The sequence below is a fragment of the Staphylococcus sp. KUGN1 genome (genome assembly GCF_045984185.1).
Taxonomy (GTDB): domain Bacteria; phylum Bacillota; class Bacilli; order Staphylococcales; family Staphylococcaceae; genus Staphylococcus; species Staphylococcus warneri_A.
In genome coordinates this window covers 338,314-356,545 of record NZ_JBJQIL010000001.1, presented here as the reverse complement: position 1 = coordinate 356,545, position 18,232 = coordinate 338,314, and the positions used below count along the sequence as shown (strand labels likewise).

The following is an 18,232-nucleotide window of genomic DNA, read 5'->3' as shown; positions in this document are numbered from 1 at the left end:
AACTTAAGGGTTGTGAAAACATGGCAACATCTGAAAATATACTCAATCGATTTATGCAATACATGAATGAAGATCATATTACGACTCGTAAAATGATGGGAGAATATATCATATACTATGATAAATGTGTAGTTGGTGGATTATACGATAACCGATTATTGATTAAAACGACACCTTCTTCGTCAGAAATATTGAATGATTGTGAATTGGTTGTGCCCTATCCAAATGCCAAACCAATGGTTCACTATCTAAATATTGAAGACAGTGAAACTATTTTAAAAGTCTTGCAACAAGTTAAAAATGATTTAAATTAAACAAAAAACATTCACTCAACAATTTCTGAGTGAATGTTTTTATTTTATATGAAAGTGGGTTTAACCGATATTAATAAAGGCTATTATGCCCATCCACGATATCTAGCTGCTTCTGCTGTACGTTTGATACCAACAATATAGGCTGCTAAACGCATATCGATCTTTCTGTTTTGTGATAATTCATAAATTGTATCGAAAGCAGTAATTAATTTTTCGCGTAATTTTTCATTAACTTCTTCTTCAGTCCAATAGTAACCTTGATTGTTTTGAACCCATTCGAAGTATGAAACTGTTACACCACCTGCACTAGCTAAAACATCTGGCACTAATAAGATGCCACGTTCAGTTAAAATACGTGTCGCTTCAGGTGTAGTTGGTCCGTTTGCAGCTTCAACCACGATACTTGCTTTAATATCATTAGCATTTTCTTCAGTAATTTGGTTTGAAATCGCTGCTGGAACTAAGATATCACAGTCTAATTCGAATAATTCTTTATTTGAGATTGTCTCTTCAAATAAGTTTGTTACAGTTCCGAAGCTATCTCTTCTGTCTAATAAATAGTCAATATCTAAACCGTTAGGGTCATGTAAAGCACCGTAAGCATCTGAAATACCAACTACTTTCGCACCTAAATCATATAAGAATTTAGCTAAGAAACTACCTGCGTTACCAAAACCTTGGATAACCACTTTAGCATCTTTAAGATCCATGCCTTTACGTTTAGCTGCTTGTTCAATTGCAATAACAACGCCTAGTGCAGTTGAACGGTCACGTCCTTGTGATCCACCAAGTACAATAGGTTTACCAGTGATAAATCCTGGAGAATTGAATTTATCTAGTGCACTGTATTCATCCATCATCCAAGCCATGATTTGTGAGTTAGTGAATACGTCTGGTGCTGGAATATCTTTGTTTGGTCCTACGAATTGTGAAATCGCTCTAACATACCCACGAGATAAACGTTCAACTTCATGAATACTCATTTGACGAGGGTCACACACGATACCACCTTTACCACCGCCGTATGGTAAATTAACAATTCCGCATTTTAATGTCATCCACATTGATAATGCTTTAACTTCTTCTTCGTCAACATCTGGGTGGAAACGCACTCCCCCTTTAGTTGGACCTACTGCATCATTATGCTGTGCACGATAACCAGTGAATGTTTGAACTGTACCATCATCCATACGCACTGGAATACGTACTTGTAAAAATCTTAGTGGTTCTTTGATTAGATCGTACATACCATCATCAAAGCCCAATTTATGCAAAGCTTCTTTAATAATTCCTTGAGTAGAAGTCACTAAATTATTATTCTCAGTCATGATCCTTTTCGCCTCTTTTTAACTAATGATTTCGCTTTCATTTATTATTGTAACACAACTTTATCCTTTTTAAAGGGGTTGCAAAATGATTGTTACAACTTTTTGAACTTATTTAAAAACTTGTTTAATTTTTTCAATTGCAAGGTCTAATTCTTCTTTAGTAATAACAAGTGGTGGTGCAAATCGAATAACTGTATCATGTGTCTCTTTACATAATAAACCTAATTCTTTTAATGATTCACAGTATGGTCTTGCATTCTCAGTTAATTCAATTCCGATGAATAAGCCACGGCCACGTACTTCTTTAATTGAAGGATGTTCGATTTTTTGTAATTCAGATTTGAAGTATTCACCTAATTCTAATGAACGGCCAGGTAAGTCTTCATCTACAATGACATCTAAAGCAGCTAGTGACACGGCACAAGCTAATGGATTACCGCCAAATGTAGAACCATGTGAACCTGGTGTAAATACATCTAAAACTTCTTTATCAGCTAAGACAACGGAAATTGGCAGTACGCCACCGCCAAGCGCTTTACCTAAAATGTATACATCTGGTTTAACATTATCCCAGTCTGTGGCAAATAGCTTACCTGAACGGCCTAACCCAGCTTGGATTTCGTCTGCTATAAATAAGATATTATGCTCATCACATAATTCTCTGATTGCTTTTAAATAACCTTCCGGTGGCACATTGATACCAGCTTCGCCTTGAATAGGTTCTACTAAAATTGCTGCAGTATTATCAGTGATTGCTGCTTTTAATTTTTCTACGTCACCAAAATCAATTTTACGGAAACCATCTAATAATGGACCATATCCTCTTTGATATTCTGCTTCAGACGATAATGACACGGGTGCCATTGTACGACCATGGAAGTTACCATTGAATGCAATGATTTCTGCTTTATTTGGTTCAATACCTTTCACATCATAAGCCCAACGTCGTGCTGCTTTTAATGCTGTTTCAACAGCTTCTGCACCAGTATTCATTGGTAATGCTTTATCTTTACCTGATAATTCACAAATTTTCTTGTACCATTCACCTAAATTATCACTGTGGAAAGCACGTGATACTAATGTTACTTTCTCTGCTTGATCTTTAAGTGCCTGAATAATTTTAGGATGTCTATGTCCTTGGTTTACTGCTGAATATGCAGATAGCATATCCATATATTTATTACCTTCCGGATCAGTTACCCATACACCTTCTGCTTCGGCAATGACGATTGGAAGCGGTACATAGTTATGTGCTCCATAGTGATTTGTTAATTCAATAATTTGTTCTGACTTAGTCATAATATCTCCCCTTTGTTTAATAAATACTAAAGCTAGTTACCAATATCATAACTGATTTCCAGTGGCTCTCAAACAGATTACATTAATATATTTCTAAATAGTCTCATTTTATTAAAGTTGTAATTTTTCTATCTCTTATTTCAACATGTATTACTTAAATTTTTATATTTTTGAAAGCCCTTACAAATATAATGACACATGCCCGCTATGTTGTACAAGTAAAAGTTTAAAAATTCGTCATAATATATCTTTTATTGTTTCTAAAACCTTATAGTGACACCTTTTATTGATTTTACAATATACCAAAAATTCTATAAAAGTGTATAAAAAAAGCTAGAAATAATCATTGGTAAATGATCTTTTCTAGCTTTAAATATATTATTGATCTTTTCTAGGTAAAGGATAAAAACCATTATTAAATTGTTGCCATAATTTAGGTGGTAATTCATGATTATCTTCACGTTCTGGATCAAAATAGCTTATAATTTCAGATTCTCTACCTTCTTTAATTTTCCCTACAAAATCATAATCAAGTAGAATCTCACGTCCTAAAGCTACTAATTCTACGCCAACATCTTCAACTGCATTTAAAGCATCATCAGCAGTAAATACTGATCCAATACCGATTAATGGCATACGTCCATTAATCCATTTATGAATAAGTTCTAATCTATTTTGTCCTTCATACTGTCCATCACGTGTTTTAGAATAAATATCCATAATTGATACATGAATATAATCTATGTCTTTTTTAGTAATTGCATTAACTAATTCTTCAGTAATATCCATTGTAATACCTGGTGATTCCGCTTCTTCTGGTGACAAACGATATCCAACAATGAAATCATCAGATGCATAATCTTTTTTCGCTTTAAGCACTTCATCAATGACAGCCATTGGGAATTTCAAATTCTCAGCCCATATATCGTTTCTTCTATTGTAGTAAGGTGAAACAAATTGGTGGATTAAATAATGGTTAGCTCCATGAATTTCAACACCATCAAACCCAGCCTGTATAACACGTCGTGTTGCTTCACCGAAATCTTTAATCGTTTGTTCAATTTCTTCTGATGTCATTTCTCTTGCATCGTGTTCTTGTTTTTGGCCGAAACTTTTTAATGAAATTGGGCTTGGAGCAGCTACATCACCATCGGGCGTCAATTCAGGTAATGCTTGAGCCCCACCATGATGAATTTGAACTAATGCTTTAGCACCATTTTTCTTCATCGCTTGTGCAAGTTTTTTAAGACCTTCTATGTCTGCATCGTGAGCTACTGAAGGCTGTCCAGGAAATGCCTTACCAAGATTGTTCACATTACTCGCTGCATTAATCGCTAATCCGACATCTTTCGCACGCTTTTCAATATATGTTAATTCAACATCTGAAATTGTGCCATCGTCATTAGATGAAATGTGTGTTAAAGGCGCTAAAACGAACTTATTTTTTAATTCAACGCCATTTGGCAATGTCACACTTTCAAATAATGAATTATATTTACTATTCATAACTCTACCTCCAGATTAATAATAATGGAGACTATAACATGAAAAGATTTTATGCTCTATTTATTTGCTTATAGATTTTTTATATGAATCATCATCAAACAATCAAAGGGCTCTTTAGAGACTGAAGCTATACTTGTTCAACTTTCTCAAAATAAAAACGATAATATCCATCACAAAATAGATACTATCGTTTATATCATCCCTATATTCTTAGTATAAATATAACGAATATAATTACGTCACTTTAATCTTGACGTATAGTACGTTTAGACCGTTTGATCCAGACCGGTAAGCGTTCTTCAAGTGTTTGAAACCCATACTTTTCTGTTTCTTTTATTTCATCTAGCACCGACTGTTTTTCTTTTTTACGTTCATAATTTTTAAAGTAATCATTATCTTTTAAAGACAAGTTGAGTTTACCTTCTTCATCAATTGATAAAATCTTAGCTTTGACGACTTGTCCTTCAGATAGAAATTTCTTCAAGTTATGGACATAATCATCCATGATTTCAGAAATATGGATAAGTCCTTCAGTATGGTCAGGGGCCTCAACAAATGCGCCATACGGTTGAATACCAGTCACACGTACCTTAATATGTTGACCTTCTTTGTAGTGATTATTCAACTTGATAACCCCTTATTTCGTTTTTCTTAACACTATTATCATAGCATAAAACAAATTAAGGGACTAACTATAACGTTGAATTTTTTGAATTATTTTGAAATAGATCCTATGGAACTTTATTCATTCCCATAATGATAATAATAAAATGTCTGATAAAAATGTTGTGCCCCTCTATGTTATATAACATTAAAAAACTTCACGTTCAAAGTATGACTTTACTTGAGCGTGAAGTTTCTAATCTTTTTTAAATTGAAATTATCCTAAAATCATGTTTACGAATCGTTAAATACAAACAGTCACCTTATTCAGTAACATCGATAGATTCGATAACTACATCATGTACAGGTTTATCTTGAGGTCCTACTTTCGTATTCGCAATGTCTTCTAATGTTGTTTCACCTTCAACCATTTGACCAAATACAGTATGTTTTTGATCTAACCAAGGCGTACCTCCATTTTCACCATACGCTTTAACGATTGGTTCTGGCCAACCACCATCAGCTAATTGACTTAGCATATTTTGTGGTACTTCTTTCATTTGAACGATAAAAAATTGTGAACCGTTTGTATTCGGACCAGCATTAGCCATAGATAATGCACCATATAAATTAAACGCTTCTAACGAAAACTCATCTTCGAATGCACCACCATAAATGCTTTCGCCACCCATTCCAGTTGCAGTCGGGTCGCCGCCTTGTACCATAAAATCATTGATTACGCGGTGGAAAGTTACCCCATCATAGTAACCATTTTTAGCATGTGTAACAAAGTTTTCAACTGTTTTAGGTGCAATATTAGGGAATAACTTAAATGTCATGTCTCCTTTATTAGTATGCATTACAACTTTAATTTCATCTTCTTGTATCTCTTTATTTAACTGAGGATAGTTCGTCATTAAAATTCTCCATTCATGTTATGATATACGTATATATTAACACATTTGAAAGGAAGTAATATAGCATGTTATATCGATTTTCTCATAAGACAGGAAGCTACGGAGTTTCAATTAAAGAAGATACTGGTGACGACGTTTTAGTTCAAGTTGAACAAGTGATCAAACATCCTAAACAAGGTGATTTACACAATCCTAATGAATCGACAGGTGTATTTTTCCATGAGCGTAAAGCATTAAGCCATTATGAAAAAAGATATGCTAAGCGTTCACAATTACGTGACTTTAATGTCGAAAAAATGTCATATGAAGATTCTCTTCAACAAGCTATTTCAAATTTAGAGTCACAATTAAAAGAAAAAAATGACGCACATGCAAAGCGTTCATTACAAAATTTAGAACAACTTAAAGATGATTATACTATTCAATACAAACAAAATTTTCATTAAAAATTGGCGTGTTTCTTCTTATTTAACAGTGGATAGAAATTCAGTAATTTCAAGCGTTCAGTCGTTTTTCAGAATGATATGATTCATGTATAATGAATATCATAAACATTTTTAAAGGAGGACAATTTAATGAGTTTGTTACATATTGCGGTTCTATTACCGTTAATATTTGCACTCATTATTCCAATCCTATATCGCTTCTTCAAAAGAATTCACATAGGTTGGTTTGTATTACCTGTCCCCGTCGTCTTATTTATATATTTCTTATCCTTTATTACGACTACTTCGTCAGGTAATACCGTAATGAAAACTTTTAAGTGGATGCCACATATCGGTATGAATTTCAACCTTTATGTTGATGGATTAGGGTTGTTATTCAGCTTACTGATTACTGGTGTCGGCAGTTTAGTTGTCTTATACTCCATTGGTTATTTAAGCCAATCAGAACAATTAGGGAATTTTTACTGTTATTTATTACTTTTCATGGGTGCAATGTTAGGCGTTGTTCTTTCAGATAACCTTATTATTTTATACTTATTCTGGGAGTTAACTTCGTTCTCAAGTTTTTTACTTATATCATTTTGGAGAGAGAAACAGGCTTCCATTTATGGTGCTCAAAAATCTTTAATCATCACAGTTTTTGGAGGACTTAGCCTTTTAGGTGGCATCATTTTACTTTCTGTAGCGTCAGATTCATTTAGTTTACATTATATTATTCAACACGTTGCAGAAATACAAAACAGTCCTTTCTTTATCCTGGCTATGATATTTATTTTAATTGGTGCCTTTACTAAATCAGCTCAAGTACCTTTTTACATATGGTTACCAGATGCAATGGAAGCACCAACACCTGTTAGTGCCTATTTACATTCGGCAACAATGGTTAAAGCTGGTTTATATTTAATTGCAAGAATGACGCCCATTTTTGCTGTATCACAAGGTTGGATTTGGACAGTTACACTAGTTGGATTAATCACTTTATTTTGGGCATCTTTAAATGCAACAAAACAACAAGATTTAAAAGGTATACTAGCCTTTTCAACTGTGTCACAACTCGGAATGATCATGTCTATGTTAGGTATGGGTGCAGTTAGCTATCATTTTGAAGGTCAAGATAGTCAACTTTATATAGCTGCCTTTACTGCAGCTGCATTTCATTTAATTAATCATGCTACGTTTAAAGGTTCGTTATTCATGATAACTGGTGCAGTCGACCATAGTACCGGAACGCGTGATATTAAGAAATTAGGTGGTTTATTAACTATTATGCCTATATCGTTCACGATTACCGTTATTACTTCATTAAGTATGGCAGGCGTCCCACCTTTTAATGGCTTTTTATCTAAAGAGAAATTCTTAGAATCCGTCATTGAATTAACACACGCGCATGTGATGAGTCTAAATACATTAGGCCTCATCTTCCCAATACTTGCCATTGTCGGAAGTATTTTTACTTTTGTCTATTCAATTAAATTTATTATGCATATATTCTTTGGAGAATATAAACCTAATCAATTACCAAAACGAGCTCATGAAGCATCTATATTAATGCTTATTTCACCATCAATATTAGCTATATTAGTTATTATATTTGGTCTATTCCCTGGAGTATTGACACAATCGATTATTGAACCAGCGACAACATCAATGAGTCAAACAACTCAAGCAAGTGCCGAGTTTCACTTATTCCACGGTATAACACCGGCATTTATTACAACTATTGGTATCTACATCATTGGTATTTTACTCATCATAACGTTTGCTTATTGGATTAAATTATTACAGTCACAACCTAACCAACTTACACTTAATTACTGGTACGATCGAACTGGTAAAATAATGCCAACGTATTCTAAAAATATGACAAATAGCTATGTCACTGAATCTTCTCGAAATAATCTCGTGATTATCTTCGGTTTATTAATTTTATTAACTACAGTAATTTTATTAAGCGTTCCATTCACAATTAATTTCAAAGATGTCAGTCGCATTAGAATATTTGAAGTAGGCATCATTGTTTTACTTGTCATTGCTTCGTTCTTAATTGTCTTTGCTAAATCTCGTTTATTTAGCATTATTATGTTAAGCGCTGTCGGTTATTCTGTTTCAGTGTTGTTTATATTCTTTAAAGCACCTGACTTAGCATTAACACAATTTGTTGTAGAATCCATTTCTACCGCATTATTTTTACTATGTTTCTATTTCTTACCTAATCTTAACCGTTACAACGAAACACGATCATTTAAAGTCACAAATGCTTTAATTTCAGCTGGTGTTGGTCTTGTTGTGACGATTTTAGGATTAATTGCGTATGGCAATAGACACTTCGAATCAATCACTCATTATTATCAAGATCATGTTTACGATCTTGCTTCAGGTAAAAATATGGTTAATGTTATTTTAGTAGATTTCCGTGGCATGGATACTTTATTCGAATCATCCGTATTAGGTATCGCAGGTTTAGGTATTTATACAATGATTAAATTACGTATGAAACATCAACATCGTTCAGAAACAAGTGAGGTGAAACGTCATGAACAGACAGAAAAATGATTTAATGTTCCAATATACAGCAGTCATCATTTTCTTCATGGTTATGATGTTCGGCTTTTCACTATTTCTAGCAGGTCACTATACACCAGGTGGCGGTTTCGTTGGAGGTTTATTATTCTCAAGCGCTTTGGTTGTTATTGCCATTGCATTTGATATAAAGACAATGAGACGTATTTTTCCAATTGATTTTAAAATATTAATTGGTATCGGATTATTATTTTGCGTTGGTACTCCAATGGCAAGTTGGTTCATGTCCAACAACTTTTTTACACATGTCACATTTGACATACCTATTCCATTGCTAGCGCCCATGCATATGACTACCGCTGTATTCTTTGATTTCGGTGTCTTATGTGCCGTAGTTGGAACTGTAATGACTATTATTTTATCGATTGGAGAGAACGAATAGTGGAAATTATTATGATATTTGTTAGTGGTATCCTCACAGCAATTAGCGTCTATCTCGTTTTGTCTAAGAGTTTGATACGGATCATTATGGGGACTACGCTACTAACACACGCAGCAAATTTATTTTTAATAACTATGGGCGGATTAAAACATGGCAAAGCACCTATTTATGAAAAAGGCACGCAAAGTTATGTTGATCCAATCCCACAAGCACTTATATTAACAGCCATCGTTATCGCTTTTGCTACTACTGCTTTCTTTTTAGTTTTAGCATTTAGAACTTATAAAGAACTTGGTACAGATAACGTTGAAAGTATGAAAGGAGTTCCAGAAGATGTCAGAGAGTAATATGTTAGCTCTTACTTTAGTTGTACCAATTCTGACGGCAATATTACTCGTTTTCATTGGAAAAAGACCGCATATCAAACGTTATGTCGCATTAGTAGGTACAATCATTACATTAATAATTGCAATACTTAATTTAAAAAATGTCTTACAAGATGGACCTATTAAATTAGAATTAGGTTCATGGAAAGCACCCTATAGTATCGTTTTTGTATTAGATATTTTTAGTGCATTATTGATTATTACGAGTATTATCATTACTGCACTCATCATATTATATTCTTATCGATCTATTGGTGTTGAAAGAGAAACGTTTTATTATTATTTCTCTATTATGTTTATGCTTATTGGTATCATCGGTGCATTTACAACAGGTGATATTTTCAACTTATTCGTATTCTTCGAAGTATTCTTAATGTCATCCTACTGTTTATTAGTTATTGGTACGACAAAGATTCAATTACAAGAAACGATTAAGTATATATTAGTCAATGTTGTATCATCATCATTCTTTGTCATGGGTGTAGCGATTCTATACTCTGTCGTGGGCACTTTAAACTTAGCGCATATTAGTCAACGTTTGAATGATTTATCAGCACATGAAAGTGGCTTAGTAAACATTGTATTTATATTATTTATATTTGTCTTTGCTACAAAAGCTGGTGTCTTCCCTATGTATATTTGGCTACCAGGCGCTTATTATGCGCCACCTTTCGCTATTATTGCATTCTTCGGTGCGTTATTAACAAAGGTCGGCGTCTATGCAATTGCTAGAACTTTAAGCTTGTTCTTTAACAATACAGTAAGTTTTTCTCACTATGTCATTTTATTCCTAGCTATCATGACGATTATATTCGGTTGCGTTGGTGCAATAGCATACTATGATACAAAGAAAATCATTCTATACAATATTATGATTGCTGTTGGCGTTATATTGGTTGGCGTAGCTATGATGAATGAAGCAGGTATGATAGGTGCTATTTATTACACTATCCATGATATGTTAGTAAAAGCATCTCTATTCTTACTCATCGGGGTCATGTATAAAATCACTAAAACTACCGATTTACGTTTATTTGGTGGTTTAATTAAACAATACCCAGTGCTAGGTTGGACATTCTTCATTGCTGCATTAAGTTTAGCCGGAATCCCACCTTTAAGTGGTTTTTACGGAAAGCTATATATTGTGCAAGCTACATTTGAAAAAAGCTTCTATATCACTGGTATCGTTGTCTTATTATCAAGTTTAGTTGTTTTATACTCAGTCATAAGAATTTTCTTAAAAGGATTCTTCGGAGAACCTAAAGGATATGACGTCACAAATAAAGCTAATACATTAGGTATGACTACCGTATCTATCGTAGCTGTGGTTATTACTGTGATATTCGGTTTATCAGCAGATGTGCTATACCCTATTATTAAAGAAGGCGCAACAACATTCTACGATCCAACTGTTTACATCAATAGCGTATTGGGGGGTAAATCATAATGGCAGTCCAAATTGTTATTAATTTATTAGTCTCAATCATATGGTTACTTATCTCTGATAGTTACACACTTAATAACTTTGTATTAGGCTATCTATTTGGTCTCATTTTAGTTTACCTACTCCACCGTGTGATGCCAGGTAAATTTTATCTCATACGTATTTATAGAATGATTAAATTAGTTTTCATTTTCTTACTAGAATTAATTAAAGCGAATTTAGATGTGTTGAAAATTATTTTAAAACCACATATTTCAAATAAACCTGGGTTCTTTGTCTATCACACAGACTTGAAGACGGATTGGCAAATCGTGTTACTGTCTAACCTGATCACACTAACGCCAGGTACTGTCGTCCTTGGAATTAGTGATGATCGTACAAAAATTTATATCCATGCCATTGACTTTAGTACTACTGAAGAAGAAACTGAAGGTATTAAATCTTCACTTGAAAAAGTAGTTAGAGAGGTGGGCGAACAATAATGATTACCAAAACATTAATAATTATTGCTTTAGTCATTGTCGTATTATCTATGTTAGCAATGTTAGTTAGAGTTATTTTAGGCCCATCTCTAGCCGACAGAGTTGTTGCATTAGATGCAATGGGATTACAATTGATGGCAGTTATTGCCCTTTTTAGTATTTTAATGGATATCAAATATATGATTGTTGTTATCCTACTAGTAGGTATTTTAGCCTTTTTAGGCACAGCTGTATTTTCAAAATTCATGGATAAAGGTAAGGTGATTGAACATGATCGAAACCATCATCATTAGTATTTCAATTATCTTAATTATGATTGGTGCACTTATTAGTGCGGTAGCAGCTATTGGTTTATTGAGGCTTGAAGACGTTTATTCACGTGCACATGCTGCAGGAAAAGCGTCTACTTTAGGTGCTATGAGTTTATTATTTGGGGCCTTTTTATACTTTATTGTTAAAGATGGTTATACAAATATGCAGTTAATTATAGGCATCATATTTGTACTAATCACTGGTCCACTTTCAAGCCATATGATTATGAAAGCAGCCTATAATATTAAAACACCCTACAGTAAAAATACTAAACAAGATGAAATCAAAGACGATTTAAAAGATAAAAAATTATAGAAATAAACAGCCAATCGGGATGTTATACATCAACCGTTTGGCTGTTTTATATTAATATGACATATTTGAATTGCAAATAATTTTAATGGGTGTCGTTATTAACAACATCAATTTCAAATCCTAAATCCTCTAACATCTCGTAATCCATTTGATTAGGCTGTCCACCAGTAATTAAATAATCTCCAACAAATATTGAATTAGCAGCTTGTAATGCTAAAGGTTGTAATGATCTTAAATTCACTTCTCGTCCACCTGCTATTCTTATTTCTTTAGTAGGATTAATTAATCTAAACATCGCAATAATTCGTAAACACTTTATTGGATTTAACTCATCCATATCTCCAAATTTAGTACCTTTAATCGGGTGTAAAAAATTAATAGGTATACTATCAGCATCAATCTTTTTTAATGCTAATGCCATATCAATGATATCCTCATTTGATTCTCCCATACCACATATTACACCTGAACAAGGTGATATATGATGTTGTTTCATAATCTCAACTGTATTAACACGATCTTTATACGTATGTGTAGTCACTACATTATCATGGTATCGTGCACTGGTATTAATATTATGATTATAACGATCGACACCTGCTTTTTTTAACCTTGCAGCTTGTTTTTCATTTGTTAATCCTAGGCACGCACAAATTCTTAATTGAGGATGAATACTTTTAATTTCCTCAACTGTATCGCAAACATGTGCAACCTCTTTATCACTTGGACCACGGCCACTCATCACAATACAATACGTTCCAATTTGATGTTCTCGTGCTACATTGGCACCATCTTTAATCTGTTCTTTATCAACTAAACTATATCTCTGTTTTTGCTTCATTTCTCTAGATTGACCACAATAGCCACAATCTTCAGGACAAATACCACTTTTAGCATTTAATATCATATTTAATTTTACACGTTTACCATAATAATGCTTTCTAATGTTATACGCTTCATGTAATAAATCCAATGTATCGATATGTTCATCTTCAAATATATGCATCCACGCTTCTTTAGAAAAATGCTCATTGTTTAAAATTCGTACTGATAATGTCATCAGAAATCCTCCTCTTCTTAAAAAGTAATCACTCACCATATATAGTCATTGACTTAACTTAGTATAATGTAAACTTAATCAAAATAAAAGTTTACATTATAAGCGTGATTCATCCTTTCAATATAAAAATTGTATTCATGTCACAAATATGCTACAATTTTACAAATCGAAACAATTACGTTTTAAAAAATAAGAAAGAGTTGATAGTATGCAATGGACAATTATTGGTGGTGGCATTCAAGGAACAACCATAGCTTTAAAATTAAGACAAGCTGGTTTAGACGCTAAGGATTTAACAATCATTGATCCCTATCGTACATTATGTGAACAATTTAATAGTTATACACATCGTATTAGTATGCCTTTTTTAAGATCACCTTTTGTACACCATATACATCCAAAACCATTTCATTTAAAACAATACGCTAAATTAAATCAGTATACAGGGGCTACTTATGGGCCATATAAGCGTCCTCAACGCGATATGTTCATGCATCATACACATGAACTCATCCATCAATATCGTTTGAATGAAAGTCATATACAAGGAGCCGTAAGGCATATACATCGAGATAATCATCAACAATGGCAATTAGAATTAAATGATGGTCGAATATTGTCAACACAGTATTTAATCATTGCACACGGTTGCAATCATCGTGCCTATATCCCAGCTATGTATCATGATCAACCAGATATTCAACATATTTTTGATGAAGAAGAATCACAAATTAAAGAAAAACAAACATCTCATGTTGTAGGTAGTGGTATATCTGCTGCACATTTAGCCCTAAAATTAGTCAATAATGATGACAGTAAAACAGTACATTTATGGCTTAATAAAGATATTGAAATTCATGACTTTGACGCGGATCCAGGATGGTTAGGTCCCAAAAATATGAATGCATTCCTAAATATCGAATCTTCTGAAGAAAGAATGCGTATTATTCAAACAGAACGTCATAAAGGATCGATGCCTCATGAGTTATATCTGCGCTTAAAGAAAAAAATGAGCCAAGGTCGTTTAATCATTCATAAAAATGAGATTGAAGATATTAAAAATCATCATATCATTACTTCAAATGGCAAGATGTATTATGATCATATCTTATTGGCTACAGGATTTGAAAATACTGTCATGTCACAACCTATGATTCAAGATTTAGTTTTACATTTCAATGCCCCTATCGCACAATGTGGTTTCCCAGACATTACGCATGAACTAGAATGGCTACCACATTTATTTGTAGCTGGAGGTTTAGCTGATTTAGAACTAGGACCTTTTGGTAGAAACATTATGGGAGGCAGAGAAGCATCCGAAAGAATATACCAAGCGTTTATTCGCCTACAAAAACAACTCGCATCATAACATAATAAAAGCTACCGCTTCACAACGAAACGGTAGCTTTTATTTATTTCAATGGCTTAATAGCCATTGTTCCTCGCATTATACTAATTAATTGATTATTGTCATCTTTAATTTCAATATGCCATACCTGTGTTGATTTGCCTTGATGAATAATAGTAGCAATCGCAATCACTTTACCTTCTTTAACTGAATGAATATGATTAGCATTCATCTCTAAACCTAATGGAATATATTTAGACGTATCAATTAAGTTTGCTGCACCTAATGAGCATGCAGTTTCACCTAATGCTAAACTTGCGCCACCATGTAGATAACCAAACGGTTGTTTCACTTTATCTGTTACAGGCATTGAAATGACAACTTTACCTTCTTCTTCAATTTCAACATTCATTTCAAATGTTTCTAATAAATTGGTCAACCTAACACTCCTCTTTTTATACTATAATACCATGGCCCCAATCGTACCAAAAATAATTAATGGGATATTATAGAATAAAAAGTTTGGAATACAAGTATCTCTAATATGATCATGTTGACCGTCCATATTTAATCCTGCTGTAGGCCCTAATGTAGAATCACTTGCAGGTGATCCAGAATCACCTAACGCACTTGCTGTACCGATTAACGCTATTAATGCCATTGTATCTAAACCAATAGATGCACCAAATGGAATAAACAATGAAGCGATAATTGGTATTGTTGCAAATGAAGAACCTATACCTAACGTCACGATCAATCCGATAATATACATCACTACTATACTAATTAATTTGTGGTCTCCAGTAATACTAGTTAAACTTTTAACCAAATTATCAATATCACCAGTTGCGTTCATAACACCAGCAAAGCCATTGGCAGTTAAAATAACCACACCAATATATGCCATGATTTTAATACCATCTACAAATTGCTCATCTAATTCATACCAACTATATGCACGTGATACAAAGAAGACAAGTACACCTGCTAAAGCACCAAAAATCATTGATTCTGTTAATGTTTGAACAATAAATGTTGCTAAAATGGCAATCACAGTCACAACTAAAATATATGGTTTTAGTTCTGTAACTGTTGCTCTATCATTAATATTTCTCTCTTCATATTTTCTAGGCTTACGATAGACGATAAGTCCTAAAATTAAGCCTACAATATAGCCCATTGAAGGAATAAGCATCGCTTTCCAAATCATATTAAATTCGATAGGATGGTGCGCTTTTTGGAACCCACTTTGAATAATTTGTTGGAATATTTGACCAAAACCATACGGTAATAACACATACGGCCAACATAATCCAAATCCAATAACTAAACCAATCAAGCGTCTATCCATATTTAAATCATTGAATAAACTTAATAATGGCGGAATTACTATTGGAATAAACGCAATATGTACAGGTATTAAGTTCTGACTCATAATACTCATTGCTAAAAGTGCAACAATTATAATCACTTTCACTCTGATTCTTGAAAGTCGACTGTTTTCAGAGTGAATGGCTTTAATAATTTTACCAACTAAGTAATCAGTAATACCACTATAGGAAATTAAAGCGGCAAAGCCACCTAATAACGCATAACTCAGTGCTACTTCGGCCCCATCAACAATATTCTTACCAAATATGTTAATGACTTTTTCAAGGCTCATGCCAGATAGCATACCACCTACTAAAGCACTAATGAATAAACTAATCACAACGTTCAACCTACATAAACATAAAATAATCATTAAAATAACAGCAATCACTACTGCATTAATCATACGCAAAACCATCCTTTACTACTCTATCGAACTAAAGTATTTATGGATAATATCATAGCAACTCAATTTTATAAAGTCAATACGAAATTGAAATCTAGTTTAAATAACCCTTTCAAAAAATATAAAAGGAAGCGCTAAGGCGCTTCCTTAAATAACTATAATGATTTTAACCATTCAACAATCGTTGGAATCATATATCCTGTTGGACCTTTCGGACCTTTATGTGATGGTTTATTTATCGTTGCTGGACCAGCTATATCAAAGTGCAGATGAGGTACTGAGCCACTAAAATGACTGATAAATGAAGCGGCAAATAAAGCTTTCCCTTGTCCATTTGTGTGATTGACTAAGTCTGCGACATCACTATTTTTAATTAACTGTCTTTCTGTTTTTGTAATAGGTAATTCAAACACTTGTTCATCAACGGTTTTAGAGATACTTAAAATCGCTTTTAATTGCTCACTGGCATTAGTTTCAAACGCGGCAGCCTTATCTTCACCTAGAGCCACAATTGCAGCACCTGTTAATGTAGCAAAATCTAAAATAACTTGAGGTTGAAATTGAGTTGCATATGCAACAGCATCACCTAATACTAAACGACCTTCAGCATCTGTATTGAGTACTTCAACTGTTTCACCACTTAATGCGGTATAAACGTCATCTGGTTTCATTGCCTTGTCATTAATCATATTTTCAGCAGAAGCTATGATACCTATAATATTAATTGGTAACGCTAATTGATGAGCAACCTCAATCATGGCAACAACATTTGCAGCGCCACACATATCAAATTTCATCGTTTGCATTCCTATTTTACTTTTAATACTGTAGCCACCTGAGTCATAGGTAATACCTTTTCCAACTAGGACAATTGGCTTCTCATCAGTACGACTACCATCATATTGCATCGTAATCACTCTAGGTTCATGGATAGAGCCTTTTCCTACCGCATGTATCAATCCAAATCCTTCTGATTGTATTTTCTGACCATCTTTAATATCTACTTCTACAGATGAATCTTTAAAGTGTTGTACGACAAGCTCAGCAAAATATTGAGGTGTTAATAGATTAGGGGGAATTTGACTTAATTCACGCGCTAAATTAATTGATTCACCTACCGTTTTGCCTTCTTGTATTTTAGTTTCAATTTTCTCAAGGTCACAGTCAACATTTACGTGTAAATCAGGTTGATAAGGTGCACGCTTATCAGATTTATAATTGTCAAACTGATAAATAGCTTGTTCACTTTGCAAACCTAGCGTTTTAGTCACTACATCGTCTTCAATATGTGGACTTAAAAATGAGTTTAGTAACAATTCTGCTTCTGTGATATGTTCTTGTTTTAAAAACTGAAACACATTTCCCCAAATGATTAAATAATCCGCATAAGTTAATTCTTTAATATTTCCTAATCCAACAGTTATAAGACGTTTAGGTTGTTGTTGAATATAAATCATTGATGTCGTTATCTTTCCAGTTGCACCTTGTATAATATGATTTTTCTTTAAAACTTTTAAATCATTCATTAATGATTGTTCGTGATACACGATATCATTTAATTGATTCATATGTTCAGGAATACCAATAATTAATGTATGTATGTCATCTAGATTAGTAGAATTAATTTGGATATTCATCATACAGCCTCCTTTTGATATTTAATTTAAATCAACTATTATGATAAGTAGTTATTTTTAAAGTCACTCTTTCAATAGTTGTAAATGATCTTATTT

Annotated in this window: 19 protein-coding genes; 10 read left to right on the top strand and 9 right to left on the bottom strand. The window is 33.2% G+C overall.

Features of this window, described 5'->3' with window-relative positions; translation table 11 throughout:
• Positions 1-20: 20 nt before the first annotated feature.
• Positions 21-314, top strand: a complete 294-nt coding sequence (locus tag ACJQQZ_RS01835) for a TfoX/Sxy family protein (protein ID WP_124228447.1) — start codon at positions 21-23, stop codon at positions 312-314.
• An 83-nt stretch (positions 315-397) separates the two neighbouring features.
• Here ACJQQZ_RS01835 and ACJQQZ_RS01830 read toward each other — a convergent pair whose 3' ends face one another.
• From ACJQQZ_RS01830 to ACJQQZ_RS01810, 5 genes are all read right to left on the bottom strand, one after another.
• Positions 398-1,642, bottom strand: a complete 1,245-nt coding sequence (locus tag ACJQQZ_RS01830; RefSeq protein WP_002450804.1) for a Glu/Leu/Phe/Val family dehydrogenase — start codon at positions 1,640-1,642, stop codon at positions 398-400.
• Positions 1,643-1,750: 108 nt separating this feature from the next.
• Positions 1,751-2,941 (bottom strand): ornithine--oxo-acid transaminase, encoded by a 1,191-nt coding sequence (locus ACJQQZ_RS01825; protein ID WP_023374987.1) that lies wholly within the window; start codon positions 2,939-2,941, stop codon positions 1,751-1,753.
• A 378-nt stretch (positions 2,942-3,319) separates the two neighbouring features.
• Entirely contained in the window at positions 3,320-4,447 is a 1,128-nt protein-coding gene (locus ACJQQZ_RS01820) for an NADH-dependent flavin oxidoreductase (RefSeq protein WP_124228449.1), read from the bottom strand.
• Between the two features lie 244 nt (positions 4,448-4,691).
• The gene (gene ygs / locus ACJQQZ_RS01815) at positions 4,692-5,072 is read right to left on the bottom strand and encodes a S1 domain-containing post-transcriptional regulator Ygs (RefSeq protein ID WP_002450807.1); all 381 of its coding nucleotides are present in this window, start codon (positions 5,070-5,072) and stop codon (positions 4,692-4,694) included.
• Between the two features lie 301 nt (positions 5,073-5,373).
• Positions 5,374-5,967, bottom strand: coding sequence for a peptidylprolyl isomerase (locus tag ACJQQZ_RS01810; protein WP_002450808.1), 594 nt, complete (start codon positions 5,965-5,967; stop codon positions 5,374-5,376).
• Between the two features lie 65 nt (positions 5,968-6,032).
• Here ACJQQZ_RS01810 and kapB point away from each other — a divergent pair, with 65 nt between their 5' ends.
• The 8 genes from kapB to mnhG1 all read left to right on the top strand — a co-directional run bounded on the left by kapB (position 6,033) and on the right by mnhG1 (position 12,314).
• On the top strand, positions 6,033-6,413 hold the full coding sequence (gene kapB, locus ACJQQZ_RS01805; protein ID WP_107532364.1) for a sporulation phosphorelay system protein KapB: 381 nt from the start codon (positions 6,033-6,035) through the stop codon (positions 6,411-6,413).
• A 129-nt stretch (positions 6,414-6,542) separates the two neighbouring features.
• Positions 6,543-8,966, top strand: a complete 2,424-nt coding sequence (locus ACJQQZ_RS01800; protein ID WP_124228451.1) for a Na+/H+ antiporter subunit A — start codon at positions 6,543-6,545, stop codon at positions 8,964-8,966.
• Complete coding sequence (mnhB1, locus tag ACJQQZ_RS01795; RefSeq protein WP_002450811.1) at positions 8,947-9,375, top strand: Na+/H+ antiporter Mnh1 subunit B; 429 nt, start codon at positions 8,947-8,949, stop codon at positions 9,373-9,375. The genes ACJQQZ_RS01800 and mnhB1 overlap by 20 nt, the downstream gene beginning before the upstream one ends.
• The gene (mnhC1, locus tag ACJQQZ_RS01790) at positions 9,375-9,722 is read left to right on the top strand and encodes a Na+/H+ antiporter Mnh1 subunit C (protein ID WP_002450812.1); all 348 of its coding nucleotides are present in this window, start codon (positions 9,375-9,377) and stop codon (positions 9,720-9,722) included. Before mnhB1 ends, mnhC1 begins: the two co-directional genes overlap by 1 nt.
• Positions 9,709-11,208: a Na+/H+ antiporter Mnh1 subunit D gene (gene mnhD1, locus ACJQQZ_RS01785; RefSeq protein WP_124228453.1), complete on the top strand. Its 1,500-nt coding sequence runs from the start codon at positions 9,709-9,711 to the stop codon at positions 11,206-11,208. Before mnhC1 ends, mnhD1 begins: the two co-directional genes overlap by 14 nt.
• Positions 11,208-11,687 carry a Na+/H+ antiporter Mnh1 subunit E gene (gene mnhE1, locus ACJQQZ_RS01780; protein WP_002450814.1) on the top strand — a complete coding sequence of 160 codons (480 nt, stop codon included), beginning with the start codon at positions 11,208-11,210 and terminating at the stop codon, positions 11,685-11,687. The genes mnhD1 and mnhE1 overlap by 1 nt, the downstream gene beginning before the upstream one ends.
• The gene (gene mnhF1 / locus ACJQQZ_RS01775; protein ID WP_002450815.1) at positions 11,687-11,980 is read left to right on the top strand and encodes a Na+/H+ antiporter Mnh1 subunit F; all 294 of its coding nucleotides are present in this window, start codon (positions 11,687-11,689) and stop codon (positions 11,978-11,980) included. Before mnhE1 ends, mnhF1 begins: the two co-directional genes overlap by 1 nt.
• Positions 11,958-12,314, top strand: a complete 357-nt coding sequence (gene mnhG1, locus ACJQQZ_RS01770; RefSeq protein ID WP_002450816.1) for a Na+/H+ antiporter Mnh1 subunit G — start codon at positions 11,958-11,960, stop codon at positions 12,312-12,314. Before mnhF1 ends, mnhG1 begins: the two co-directional genes overlap by 23 nt.
• Before the next feature lie 82 nt (positions 12,315-12,396).
• On the opposite strand, the gene bioB is transcribed toward mnhG1, so the two are convergent.
• Complete coding sequence (gene bioB / locus ACJQQZ_RS01765; RefSeq protein WP_124228454.1) at positions 12,397-13,374, bottom strand: biotin synthase BioB; 978 nt, start codon at positions 13,372-13,374, stop codon at positions 12,397-12,399.
• Positions 13,375-13,582: 208 nt separating this feature from the next.
• Between bioB and ACJQQZ_RS01760 the strand changes: the two genes are divergently transcribed.
• Positions 13,583-14,743: an NAD(P)-binding domain-containing protein gene (locus ACJQQZ_RS01760; protein ID WP_075778070.1), complete on the top strand. Its 1,161-nt coding sequence runs from the start codon at positions 13,583-13,585 to the stop codon at positions 14,741-14,743.
• A 43-nt stretch (positions 14,744-14,786) separates the two neighbouring features.
• Here the strand turns inward: ACJQQZ_RS01760 and ACJQQZ_RS01755 are convergent, their stop codons facing one another.
• The 3 genes from ACJQQZ_RS01755 to ACJQQZ_RS01745 form a co-directional block, all read right to left on the bottom strand.
• Complete coding sequence (locus ACJQQZ_RS01755) at positions 14,787-15,161, bottom strand: PaaI family thioesterase (RefSeq protein ID WP_002450820.1); 375 nt, start codon at positions 15,159-15,161, stop codon at positions 14,787-14,789.
• A 21-nt stretch (positions 15,162-15,182) separates the two neighbouring features.
• A complete protein-coding gene (locus tag ACJQQZ_RS01750) occupies positions 15,183-16,499 on the bottom strand; it encodes a Na+/H+ antiporter family protein (protein WP_124228455.1) in 1,317 nt (438 codons plus the stop codon).
• A 155-nt stretch (positions 16,500-16,654) separates the two neighbouring features.
• On the bottom strand, positions 16,655-18,136 hold the full coding sequence (locus ACJQQZ_RS01745; RefSeq protein WP_107546474.1) for a leucyl aminopeptidase family protein: 1,482 nt from the start codon (positions 18,134-18,136) through the stop codon (positions 16,655-16,657).
• Between the last annotated feature and the right edge of the window lie 96 nt (positions 18,137-18,232).